General features: G+C 33.6%; 15 protein-coding genes. 4 read left to right on the top strand and 11 right to left on the bottom strand.

Annotated features, from left to right (window positions below; translation table 11 throughout):
• Nucleotides 1–78 precede the first annotated feature (78 nt).
• From KA893_RS04880 to nagB, 8 genes are all read right to left on the bottom strand, one after another.
• The gene (locus tag KA893_RS04880) at nucleotides 79–1,491 is read right to left on the bottom strand and encodes an MFS transporter (protein WP_075339814.1); all 1,413 of its coding nucleotides are present in this window, start codon (nucleotides 1,489–1,491) and stop codon (nucleotides 79–81) included.
• A gap of 189 nt (nucleotides 1,492–1,680) precedes the next feature.
• Nucleotides 1,681–1,944 carry a hypothetical protein gene (locus tag KA893_RS04885; RefSeq protein ID WP_041079776.1) on the bottom strand — a complete coding sequence of 88 codons (264 nt, stop codon included), beginning with the start codon at nucleotides 1,942–1,944 and terminating at the stop codon, nucleotides 1,681–1,683.
• Nucleotide 1,945: 1 nt separating this feature from the next.
• Nucleotides 1,946–2,308 (bottom strand): hypothetical protein, encoded by a 363-nt coding sequence (locus KA893_RS04890; protein WP_041079777.1) that lies wholly within the window; start codon nucleotides 2,306–2,308, stop codon nucleotides 1,946–1,948.
• Entirely contained in the window at nucleotides 2,280–3,422 is a 1,143-nt protein-coding gene (locus KA893_RS04895) for a thiolase family protein (RefSeq protein WP_002484086.1), read from the bottom strand. The genes KA893_RS04890 and KA893_RS04895 overlap by 29 nt, the downstream gene beginning before the upstream one ends.
• Before the next feature lie 3 nt (nucleotides 3,423–3,425).
• On the bottom strand, nucleotides 3,426–4,790 hold the full coding sequence (locus tag KA893_RS04900) for an AMP-binding protein (protein WP_115338666.1): 1,365 nt from the start codon (nucleotides 4,788–4,790) through the stop codon (nucleotides 3,426–3,428).
• Nucleotides 4,791–5,170: 380 nt separating this feature from the next.
• On the bottom strand, nucleotides 5,171–5,719 hold the full coding sequence (gene hxlB, locus KA893_RS04905) for a 6-phospho-3-hexuloisomerase (RefSeq protein ID WP_002484088.1): 549 nt from the start codon (nucleotides 5,717–5,719) through the stop codon (nucleotides 5,171–5,173).
• A 1-nt stretch (nucleotide 5,720) separates the two neighbouring features.
• Nucleotides 5,721–6,353 carry a 3-hexulose-6-phosphate synthase gene (gene hxlA / locus KA893_RS04910; protein WP_037539054.1) on the bottom strand — a complete coding sequence of 211 codons (633 nt, stop codon included), beginning with the start codon at nucleotides 6,351–6,353 and terminating at the stop codon, nucleotides 5,721–5,723.
• A gap of 119 nt (nucleotides 6,354–6,472) precedes the next feature.
• Complete coding sequence (gene nagB, locus KA893_RS04915; protein ID WP_115340708.1) at nucleotides 6,473–7,201, bottom strand: glucosamine-6-phosphate deaminase; 729 nt, start codon at nucleotides 7,199–7,201, stop codon at nucleotides 6,473–6,475.
• Between the two features lie 371 nt (nucleotides 7,202–7,572).
• Here nagB and KA893_RS04920 point away from each other — a divergent pair, with 371 nt between their 5' ends.
• The 4 genes from KA893_RS04920 (at nucleotide 7,573) to KA893_RS04935 (ending at nucleotide 10,274) form a co-directional block, all read left to right on the top strand.
• On the top strand, nucleotides 7,573–7,938 hold the full coding sequence (locus KA893_RS04920; protein WP_162483072.1) for a YojF family protein: 366 nt from the start codon (nucleotides 7,573–7,575) through the stop codon (nucleotides 7,936–7,938).
• A gap of 12 nt (nucleotides 7,939–7,950) precedes the next feature.
• Entirely contained in the window at nucleotides 7,951–8,616 is a 666-nt protein-coding gene (gene bshB2 / locus KA893_RS04925; protein ID WP_002484092.1) for a bacillithiol biosynthesis deacetylase BshB2, read from the top strand.
• 14 nt (nucleotides 8,617–8,630) lie between these two features.
• Nucleotides 8,631–9,509: a GTP cyclohydrolase FolE2 gene (folE2, locus tag KA893_RS04930; RefSeq protein ID WP_002484093.1), complete on the top strand. Its 879-nt coding sequence runs from the start codon at nucleotides 8,631–8,633 to the stop codon at nucleotides 9,507–9,509.
• A 426-nt stretch (nucleotides 9,510–9,935) separates the two neighbouring features.
• Nucleotides 9,936–10,274 carry a transcriptional regulator, SarA/Rot family gene (locus KA893_RS04935; protein ID WP_037539060.1) on the top strand — a complete coding sequence of 113 codons (339 nt, stop codon included), beginning with the start codon at nucleotides 9,936–9,938 and terminating at the stop codon, nucleotides 10,272–10,274.
• A 73-nt stretch (nucleotides 10,275–10,347) separates the two neighbouring features.
• Here the strand turns inward: KA893_RS04935 and KA893_RS04940 are convergent, their stop codons facing one another.
• From KA893_RS04940 to tadA, 3 genes are all read right to left on the bottom strand, one after another.
• On the bottom strand, nucleotides 10,348–10,914 hold the full coding sequence (locus tag KA893_RS04940) for an NADPH-dependent FMN reductase (RefSeq protein ID WP_041079781.1): 567 nt from the start codon (nucleotides 10,912–10,914) through the stop codon (nucleotides 10,348–10,350).
• Nucleotides 10,915–10,932: 18 nt separating this feature from the next.
• Nucleotides 10,933–11,805, bottom strand: a complete 873-nt coding sequence (locus KA893_RS04945) for an HAD family hydrolase (RefSeq protein WP_041079782.1) — start codon at nucleotides 11,803–11,805, stop codon at nucleotides 10,933–10,935.
• Between the two features lie 100 nt (nucleotides 11,806–11,905).
• A complete protein-coding gene (gene tadA / locus KA893_RS04950) occupies nucleotides 11,906–12,397 on the bottom strand; it encodes a tRNA adenosine(34) deaminase TadA (RefSeq protein ID WP_041079783.1) in 492 nt (163 codons plus the stop codon).
• Nucleotides 12,398–12,422 lie beyond the last annotated feature (25 nt).

The following is a 12,422-nucleotide window of genomic DNA, read 5'->3' on the forward strand; positions in this document are numbered from 1 at the left end:
ACAAAAAAGCTGCCATAAAGTCGCTAAACTTGATGACAGCTTAAAATTCAATTTTTTAATTTAAAAATATTTATTTAATTAAACACGTTTGTCTTTTGCCCACCACATTGCTTTATCAGGATTATTGGCATAATACTCGTACTCTTCATCACTTTCAACATTAGGATAAGAACCTTTAAGTGATTTACCAGAGGTACTTACATGTAATAATGAGATAACGATAATACCAACAATACTTACTGCTGTTAGATAATATGCTGGAGATAATGGATCTCCTGTCTTCGCTACAAGTGATGATGCAATTAATGGCGTTGTACCACCAAATAGTGATACAGATACATTAAATGTTACTGCTAGTGTTCTATATCTTATATGTGTATAGAACATTGTAGGTAAAGAACCTGGCATCGTTGCTTCGTAAGTTGATAAGAAGAAACCTAAAACGAAGATACCAACGATTACAAAGATAATTGTTGTTGTTTGAATTAATGCAAAGGCACCAATACTCAATACAGCTGTACCGATAAGACCAATTAAGAATACTTTCTTCTCACCGATTCTATCTGCAACGCGTCCAAACATTAATGCTAATGGAATCATCACTGCCATGACTACAGTAATTAATACGGATACTGTTGTACTATCTAATTTCACAATTTCTTGTAAATATGATGGCATATATGAAGTTAACATATAGTTTGTACAGTTAAAGAACGCAACTGCCACAAAACAAACAATGATGTCTTTATAGTAGTATCTGACAATTGTTAAGAAACCAATATTATCTCTCTTCGGTTTCGATGCAAGTTCATTTTCATAAACAGGTGACTCTTCTAATTTTCTTCTTAAATAAAAACCAAATATACCTAAGAATAAACCTAAGATAAATGGAATTCTCCAACCCCATGTTGCCATTTGGTCATCACTTAAGAAGAAGAATAATAGTCCACTTAAAACAGACGCTGCAATATAACCGGATAATGTACCGATTTCTAAGCCACAACCTAATGTATTTCGTTTTCTATCTGGTGATGATTCTGCTACATAAACCATAGCACCTGCGTACTCTCCACCAGTTGAGAAACCTTGTAATACCCTACCTAGTAAGAGTAATATCGGTGCCCAAACGCCAATTTGATCGTATGTAGGTAATAATCCAATGAGTAACGTTGAGAACGCCATCATAATAATAGTTGTCGTTAATACGACTTTCCGACCATATTTATCTCCAATCATACCGAAGATAATACCACCAACGGGTCTAAGTAAAAATGCAATCGCAAATGTCGCAAATGTAAAAATAGTCTTGAGTTGATCATTTTCAACCGAACTGAAAAAATTTTGCCCTAGTATGACCGCTAAATAAGAATACAAACCAAAGTCAAACCATTCCATCGCGTTTCCGATACCTGTGGCAAACACAGTTTTTTTAGCTGCTTTAGGATCAACCTTATTTATATTACTTTTATCAAAATCCTTTTCATAATCCATGAATGTGTCCACTCCCTTAACATGTTATATAATTATACGTAGTTAATTAATATTGTCAAATTGAATTAAGTTTTACAAAGGATTTCTAAATCATATTTATACAAAAAATGTATATTGATGATTGCAAAAATTCATCATATGCATTTGATTTTTACAAATAAATAAAACTAAAATTAATGGATTATTATTTTAAACTTTAATTATTTTAATTAGGGTTTCATCATGTTGATTTAAAATAACTACGATACTTTCGGAAATCATTTGGAATTGTATCAACTCATTTATACCAACAGTTTCAATGTATTTAACGCGATATGATGTCCACTGTAATCGTTGACTTTGAAGTGCCATTTGCACAATCATTTGTCCAGGTACAATATGTGCATGAATCGGATTTTGGTCATTGATTAATTTTAAATAGGTGTTTATTTCTTTAGCGTTTATACTTAACATTTTAAAATTTCTCCATAAACGTTTGTCTGATAGTTATACATTTAGATTTATTTTTATTAATTTGCAATTCCAAGACATATTTCATAAATTGGCGTACCTTTTTCTGCTCTATCACGCACATTTGTGCTAAATAGTGTATATTCACCTTTATATCGTGTATTTGAGTAACTTGGGTTTCTCTAAGTATGATTTCTTTTTTTTGAAACGGTTGAAATAACGTAAATTCGGGCCATAACTTGGCGCAATAAAGTGGTTGAACGACATCTTCTTCCGAAATATTAAAAAACGCATTATATTGCCGTACTGCTTCAGCATTAAATATGATTACTTTTGTCTCATAACCATCTTTCAAATAAGGCTGCATTGCCCATTCCTCCTCCAATACCCATTGTTGCAATAGTACGTTTATCATTTTTCATGTGAAATAAGCGAGTTACAAGTGCAGCCCCACTTGCACCATACGGATGACCAGTAGCAATAGCACCACCATATTTGTTCAACTTATGTGCTGGAATATCCAAACATCTTTGACTGGCTACTACTTGAGACGCGAATGCTTCATTTAATTCTATTGCGTTGATGTCTTCTATCGTCATCTTGTTTTTGCGAAGTAACTTAGAAACTGCAAGTACTGGACCCATACCCAGCAATGTCGGTTCTACACCTATTGTAATGCTATCTTTAAATATTAAGCCTTCCTTAAATTTATGTGCTAAAGCAGTTTTTTTATCCATAATCATAAGTAATACTGCCCCATCATTTTTCATACAACAATTTCCAGCAGTAACTGTCCCCTCTGACAATAAAGGTTTTAAACGGCTTAATGTACGTACGTTTAATCTTTCTTTGATGCTATCATCTCTATTAAATATTTCACCTTTAGCACTTAAATTTATAATTTCTTGTTGAATGATATTGTTTTCATAGGCTTCTATTGTTTTTTTATGACTATTTAAAGCGTATTGATCTTGTTCTTCTCTTGTAATTCCATAGGTTTTAGCAACATTTTCTGCTGCTTCAATCATTGATGGGTCTTGTCCATCTGGTGCAAACGAAGCACGTTCAAAGAATTCCGGTAAATGTGTATCATAAACCGATTGTGGTCTTTTAATTTTCCATGGTGCTCTACTCGTACTTTCTACACCACCTGCAATATAAATATGACCTGCACCCGCTTGTATCATTCTACATGCATGAATGACCGCTTCTAATCCTGAACCACACTGTCTATCTATCGTTAAACCTGGTATATGTTCACTTAACCCTGCTTCAAGCAAAGCTTTTCTAGCAATATTTCCACCATTACCTACTACATTTCCAAGGATTACATCATCAATATGAGCCATCGCTTCTGAATAGGTTTCAGTTAAATGACGAAATAATGGTTTTAATAATGCTTCAGGTTCCAAATGTTTTAATGAACCGCCATATTTACCAAATGCCGTACGTTTCGCAGCCACAATAACAACTTCTGTCATAGTTTAAAGTGCTCCTTTCATATAACGCTGTTTCATAGTTTCACGTGCAATTTTCCCACTTTGGGTATGTTCCATTTTTTCTATTTTTAACAGTTTGGAAGGTATTTGATATCTCGCTAATCGCTTCGATAAAAATGCTCTTAGTTCGCTGTAAGTCACGTGTTCTGTGCCTGTATATAATAAAACAGCAATTTCTCCAAATTTTGTATGCGGTGCACTAATCACTAAAACCTCATGAAAACTTTCGAAATCTTGTACAGCACGTTCAACCTCTATTGGATAAACATTTCTCCCACCAATAATCATGCGGTCATGCTCACGACCGTGTAAATATAGATAGTTATGGGCATCCATAGATGCAAAATCACCTATGCCTATCCAACAATCACTTTGATGTGCATCATCAACATATCCACTAAAGACCATGTTACTCTTAACTTTTAATTTACCAATACCTTTGTCGTCAGGCTGCTCAAGATCAATTTTCACATTTGGAAATAGCTTACCCACTGAATGGCTAGGGGCTTCATTATCATAGTTATAACTTATAAAACTTGCTTCCGATGTTCCAAAGAATTCTATTAACGTTGCATTAGGAAAATGCGTAGCAACACGATTTCTCAAACTATAAGGTAATTTATCACCAGTAGAAAAAATATATTTAATTTGTTGTATTTCCAATTGTCCAGATACATAGGCATCTAACATTGTTGGAACTACAAACAAAGCACAATGATGGATTGTATGATCATTTTGCATCATGTCCGCTAATGTCTGAGCATCAAATTGCTGTTGTCCAATAAACGTTCGTCCTGTGTATAGCGCAAAGACACACACAAATAAAGATAATGAATGTGACAAGGGGCCAGGTGCAATCATAGTATCTATTTCAGTTTTCATTAATTTTTCTGTTTCTTCATAAGAATATATCCAAGATAATTCATTTCTATAATAAGCTTTAGGCAAACCTGTCGTTCCAGAAGTAAAGCCAATATGTAATACATCTTCGTGCCACTTGAGTTGTCCCTGTTCATTTTGCGTTTTTATCACTTCTAATTCACTATTTATTAAAAATGGGATGCCATAATGATCTATCAGTGTTTTAATCTGTTCTTCTGACCAACGATAGTCCAATATACAAGGAATACATTGATGATGAAGCATGGTTAAATATAATTCTATGGTGGTTAAAGGATCTTCAATTAGTAACCCCACATAACTATATTGTGGTATATGCTGAAACTGTTGTTTATACCATTTCATATTTTGTACTAACCCTGCATACGTTTGTTTATCTCGTCCAAAGTCTAAAGCATATTGATTGGGTTGTTTTTTCGCATAATCATCCATTTTCTTTAATAATTCCACTATGATTCCCCCACTATTTGTTAACCTTCACAACAAATATGTTAACATTAAAACTGCTAAATAGCATGAATCTTTCCTTGTGGTAAATATGAACTTATATTTTCCATTTTCACCTCAATTAAGCGTTCATTTGGGTAATGATAAGTCAATATTCGAATTACATTTCATTAATTATGGGGAGTCATCCCATTTTGGTAATCAACCTAAAATAACCACTCTAAACCGTTGCATTTGTGTCACTAACTTGCAAAACGATTAAATACAAAATAGTAATTAAAAATTGTTTAAACCTGAGCATAAAAAAGTCGACAAAGCATTTATAACTTTGTCGACTCTCGAAAATCTAAGCAACACTGCTTAAATTTTTAATCGCTACTCAATTATTCTAAATTAGCGTGATTTTGTTGCATTGTTTCTTCATCCACGTTCAGTTCAGACATTAAATCTAAAACAATACTATCTAATAATATCTGTGATGCCTGTTCAAAAAGACTACCTAAAGGTTGCGTTGATCCCTCAGCATCATATTTCGTGCCAGCTGGTAACTCAATCACTGCATTTGCAAGTTTACCAATCGCTGAATTAGGACTTGTCGTTAGTAATACAACTTCAGCTCCAACACTTTTAGCCTTTTCAGTTAAGATACGCAAGTGCTCTGTAGAACCAGAGCCAGAAATAACAACAAATAAATCATCTTTCGTAATCGATGGTGTTGTTGACTCTCCGACCACATGCGCATATTTGCCTAATTGATTTAAACGCATAGCAAAACTATTCGCTACAAATCCAGAGCGACCTTTACCCGCTACAAAAACTTGATTCGCTTTGACTACTTGTGCTAAAAAAGCTTCCGCCTCATTATCTCTGACATGCGATAGTGTATGGTCTAATTCATCTAAAATTAATCGATAATTTGTAATTTCAGTCATATTATCTGCCTTCAATCGCATCTTTACATGCTTTTGCAGCTGCTACTGGATCATCTGCATTAGCAATACCGCCACCTACGACAACTAAATCTGGTTCTTCTGCTACAACCTCTTTAATTGTATCTGGTTTGATACCACCAATAACAGCTACCTTAGAATTATTAATAACTGATTTAACTTGGCGTAAGCTTTCTAATGGTGATTCACCTTCAGCTTGTAAATCATAGCCAGTGTGTACAGCGATATAATCTGCACCTAATTCATCTAATTCTTTAGCACGTTTTTGTAAATCTTGTACTGCAATCATATCCACTAATAGCTCTTTGCCATTTTTATGCGCCTCTTCAATTGCACCTTTGATAGATGCATCTTCAGCAACACCTAAGATTGTTACTACATCAGCACCAAATTTAACTGCTTGGCTTACTTCATAATCTGCTGCGTCCATAATTTTTAAATCTGCTAAAACTTTTACGCCATCAATATTATCGTTTAGATATTGTACTGCTGGTAAACCTTCGTTAATCACAATAGGTGTACCAATTTCTACGATATCTACATAATCTTTTACTTTATTTGCAAGCTCTGCCGCTTCTTCTTTATTTAATAAATCAATTGCTAGTTGTAATTCCAAAATGATCATCCCTTCTTGAATTAAATTATCAAAGCCATAACATGGCTAAACTTACTGATTACTCATTAAAATCATTTACTTAAAATGTCTACCCGTTTCATAAAATTTAAAACGAATTTCTATAATCGAGGTGCCGCTTCGTCATCAACATATATTTCTACATTTGGATGTGCATGTAATATCGTAGCGGGCACATCGCTGTTCACTTCATTTTCTGCTAATTTTTCAATAGCAGCTCTTTTTTTCTCACCAAAAGCTAATAAAATAATTCTATGCGCTTTTAATATGGTAGATAATCCCATAGAAACTGCTTGTTTGGGCACATCTACTTCGTTATCGAAATAACGACTATTTGCATTAATTGTACTTTCTGTTAAATCAACGACATGCGTTGCGCTATTAATATCTGTGCCTGGTTCATTAAAACCAATATGACCATTTTCACCAATACCTAGAATTTGAATATCTACTGGACCTTTTTGATTAATCAATTGTTCATAGCGTTTCGTTTCATCGTTTAAATTGTCGGCATTCCCGTTTGGTATATGAAGTAATGATGGATTAAAATAAGGATATTGTTTAAATAGCATCTCATTCATATAAGTATGGTAACTTTGCTCATGCTGTACATCGAGTCCGACGTATTCATCCAAATTAAACGTTTCAATTTCACTAACATCTAATTTGTTTTTTCTTAATAATTGCACCAAAAAACGATATACGTCTACCATCGTGCCACCTGTAGCTAGTCCTAATTTACTATGATTTTGTTGGCTCATTTGTTTATATAATTCACACGCCACATAAAATGAAGCATATCCGCTTGTACCAAGATTTGTTATTTTCATATACGTGCCCTCCCCGTAAATAAATACAAAACGACTCTAATCTATCCATATACTTACATATACTTACACTTACTTATTATACGTGATTATCTTATTTTTGACAGAAATCGAATTCCTACATCATACTTAACAAAAAATTATAAAATACTTACGATTTATTGAGCATAGAGATACATTTATGATGTACTTTTTAGTAGAATGGAAAGATAATCAAAAAATACAATCTTATCTATAAAATTTACTTTTCAGGTAGAAAATGTATAAAAGTCGGTTTACACTAAGATATGGACTGATTTATTAATGAATACGATACCGAAAAATGATTTCAATAAATGAATTTTGTAAAATTAGGTTCTGAAAGCAAGGAGGCAATGAATTTGGAAGAGATCGATTATGACAAAGTACAAACTTTACTTTCATCATATGAGCATAAACCTGTATACATTCACGTTGAAACGACAAATGGTGCATATGCTGCCCACTTCGACCAACGCGTATTTAATGCCGGTACTTTTTTAAGAAATATTCAAGTTACTTATGAACATGCGCAACTCAAAGGTGGTAACAAAGACCCTTATCGTGTTGGACTCAAACTAAAAGATAATGGTTGGGTTTATGTACAAGGATTAACGCATTTCGAAGTCAATGAAAATGATGAATTTCTATTAGCTGGATTTAATTATGAAGGACAATTAGCCGCTGCCTTAGAAATCAGTACAACACCATTTAAAGCGTAAGGAGGGCATACCATGTCAGAGGAAAGCCAAGTATTAGTCATTTTTCCGCATCCAGATGATGAGTCATTCTCATCTGCAGGCACATTAGCACGATATATTGATCATGGCGTACCGGTTACGTATGCATGTTTAACATTAGGTCAAATGGGCCGTAATTTAGGTAATCCGCCTTTTGCAACACGCGAAACACTTCCGGATATTCGTGAAAAAGAATTAGAAAACGCAATGGAAGCCATTGGCATAACTGACTTGCGTAAAATGGGATTAAGAGATAAAACGGTGGAATTCGAACCCCATGATGAGATGGACGCAATGGTTCAATCGCTAATCGATGAATTACACCCATCTGTTATCATCTCATTCTACCCGCAATTTGCTGTGCACCCAGACCATGAAGCGACTGCAGAGGCTGTCGTTAGAACAGTTGGTCGCATGCCAGCATCTGAAAGACCACGTTTACAACTCGTAGCATTTAGTAATGATGCACCAGAAAAACTAGGTGCCCCTGATATACTAAATGAGATCAGTGATTATAAAGAGGTAAAACTTCGCGCATTTGAAGCCCATTCATCTCAGACAGGTCCTTTTTTAAAACAATTAGCCACACCTGAAGTATCTGGAGAAGCACAAAGTTTCTTAGAAGTAGAACCTTATTGGACTTATAACTTTGAATCTTAAGTGGAGGCAATAGCATGACAGAATTTGACTTATCTACACGTGAAGGTCGTTGGAAACATTTTGGATCCGTCGACCCAATAGAAGGTACGAAACCAACAATAAAAGAAGAAATGAAAGATTTACAAAGCACCCATAAAAACTTCTTATTTGAAATAGAAGAAGTCGGTATTAAGAATCTGGTTTATCCAGTACTTGTTGATCGTTTCCAGACTGCTGGTAATTTTAGCTTTTCAACTAGTTTAAACCTAGACGAAAAAGGGATTAACATGAGCCGTATTTTAGAAAGTGTTGAAAAACATTACCATAACGGTATTGAATTAGATTTTGATGCACTATACCAATTATTACGCAGCCTACAAGAACGTATGAATCAAAATGCTGCAGGATTAGACGTATCAGCAAAATGGTTTTTTGACCGTTTTAGCCCAATAACACAAATTAAAGCAGTTGGACATGCGGACGTCACTTATGGTTTAGCAATTGATAAACAAAATGTGACACGTAAAGAAATTACGATTGAAGCAGCGGTAACGACACTATGTCCTTGCTCTAAGGAAATCAGTGAATATTCTGCACACAATCAACGTGGTATTGTAACTGTGAAGGCATACATTAATAAAGACATTGAGCTGATTGATAATTACAAAGATGTGATTTTAGATGCCATGGAAGCCAATGCAAGCTCTATATTATACCCTATCTTGAAAAGACCGGATGAAAAGAGCGTAACGGAACGTGCATATGAAAATCCTAGATTTGTTGAAGACCTCATTCGCTTAATCGCAGCAGATTTAGTCGATTTTGATTGGCTCGATGGCTTCGATATTGAATGCCGTAATGAAGAATCTATTCATCAACACGATGCATTCGCAAAATTAAAATATAGAAAATAATCATTATGACTTAGCATATGTGTAACCCTCTTGATTCGGTTGCGCATATGCTTTTTTGTCATTTTTCATTTAATTTATTTTCATTCTAAATTCATCTCAATTTTTATCAAAGTAAAATTTTAATGTGTTATGCTAAAATTTACACCCTAAATTTTGCAATAATCTATTAATATTAAAACAATAGATATTAATAATTAAATTTCGCTGATGTTCTATAGACAATTTACATATTAAAATTATTATGGCAGTATTTCTATCTCAATTTAATCATACAAATTGTTGATAATAATAAAATGGATTATGACCAAACATGGCATCTCCTTTTCTAGGAAAACTAATCCATTTTCCTAAAATTACTTATGAAAGCAAATGCGTTATGACTCTATACATTCATTAGCGGGTTTAAAAAGAAATGAGAGGTTAGATATGAATACAATTTTATATGAAAAAAACAGAAACATCATAAAAAAGGCAATCAAGAAAGATTTAGGTTTAACATTTTTAGAAATTATTATTTTAGAACAATTGAAATACTTAAATAAAGACAAAATTGATGCAGTAGAACTTAAAAGACATTTAAACATTGACAATACACCGATTTCGATTCAAATAAATAACCTGAGTAACTTCGGTTTATTTACAAAATCACGCCATGAACATGATGAACGACGTATCTATTTACATAGTATTGATTTTGACAAAATCACTAAAATTATACGACAGTATCATTCGATTGTTTCTAATATCTTAAAAATAAACAGTTAATCAAAAGCGCCTATAGATTACCTATATCTGATAGATAACCTATAAGCGCTTCTTTCTTGCTTATTGAACTGGCTTATTTTAAATGTTCATATGGACTGTTTTTTACAAATGAAATAATTTGATCTACAAATAAACGCGCACGTAATTGAAATTCTTCATTAGCTAAATAATATGTACCATCATCTAATTTTTTAAAATCCGTATCATGTGTAGCAATTTGTGTAGGTACTGCAATACCTAATAACGAACGTACAATTAAACGTAAGTGTGACAATGGTTCAGAACTGACAATACCACCACTATTACCTATTAATCCTACTGGTTTCATTTTAAAATCATCCATTGTTAAATGGTCTAAAGCATTTTTTAAAATACCTGAGTAAGAACCGTGATAATTAGGACTACCTAGTACGAAAAAATCAGCTTCTCTTGCTTTAGTTTTTAATGTTTGTAAATTATTTTTATAACTTTCACTTGGATTAGATGCTCCAGAAACATCAAGTTGGTGGATAGGTTGCTCCGCCAAATCAAAAATTTCAACATCAAAGTCATGTTCTTCAAAATGACCTTTCAAATATTGAGATAGTGCTGTTGTATGTGACCCCACTTTAGCACTACCAACTATAATTAAACCTTTCATTTATTACTTCACCTCATACTATTTTTTGTTATTTTCTTGAAGTAGTTTCATAATCGCTTTACCGACACCACTTTCTTCATTTGAATCCGTTGTGTACGTCGCGACTGCTTTTACTTCTGGTGCTGCATTTGCCATAGATACCGAATAACCTACTCGCTCTAACATAGAAATATCATTCATGTTATCTCCAATGGCCATTACGTTTTCCATATCAATATTTAATCGCTCAGCAATTGTTTCCAATGCAATGCCCTTTTGAGCATCTGAATGTGTGATTTCAATATTACCTCTAGATGAGGATGAGATGGCAAGACTTTCTGATTGTGCTAATTTTTCACTCACACGATCAATCTTTGCTAAATCACTATCAAATGCCAATATTTTCATCACAATTTCACCCGGTGTATCCTCAATTTTGTCGTAATTATCTACAACTTTTAATGTGCCATTATCAATACGCTTTTGAATACCTGCTTTAATCTTTTCAACATCCGCTTTTTGACCTGCACGTTCTGCAATATCGATATAGATTTCTAAATCTCGTTGAGGGTTTTCAGTATAAATACCTAAATTTGTATATACTTGATAATATATATCTTCTGACTTTAACTCATTTGTAATTCGATTAATCAATTCACGATTTAAATTGGATGTACTCATAATATTAAATGATTCATCTCTAACTTCGGCACCATTCAAGCAAATATAAGGTAGTTTTAAATCTGTTTGATTTACCGGTGAATTCGCCTCATAAAAAGCACGTCCTGTTGCTATAACAACTGTAATACCTTGGGATTGTGCATACTTTATAGCTTTTATATTTTCTTCCGATATTTCATGTGCAGCATTTAGTAACGTCCCATCCATATCTGTAGCAATTAAATTTATCATTTGTTTACCTCTTTCCCTTCTAAGATCGATAACACAAAATCAATTATATATGATTCTCATTTGCCATAATTTTGTAACATATTCATATTCTATCAAATGTTTACTTTTTTGTATTATCGGCTGTTCGAATGTTTTTTTTATTTTTTCTTATATTTTTAAAAAACGCAGTTAATAACTGACTACATGATTCTTCTAAAATACCAAATTCTACTGTTGCCCGATGATTAAATCTTGGTTCTTGCAACAGATTCATTAGACTACCGGCACACCCACCTTTGGGGTCCTTAGCTCCATATATCACAGAAGGAATACGACTCATCACTATACTCCCCGCACACATCACGCACGGTTCTAAAGTTACATAAAGAGTACAGCCTTCTAGTCTCCAACTTCCTAAAGCAGCTGCGGCGCGTTGAATCGCAATATGTTCAGCATGTGCAGTTGGATTTTGTTCAGATTCGCGTAAATTATGCGCTCTAGCAATAATTTCATCATTTTTTACAATAATTGCACCGATAGGTACTTCACCTATATTGCCAGCTTTTTTTGCTTCTTCAATCGCAACTTCCATATAAAATTCATGATTTGTCATGTATCTCACACACCTCACATATGGT

Origin of the sequence: Staphylococcus sp. GDY8P126P (assembly GCF_017891965.1) — a bacterium.
GTDB lineage: Bacteria > Bacillota > Bacilli > Staphylococcales > Staphylococcaceae > Staphylococcus > Staphylococcus saprophyticus.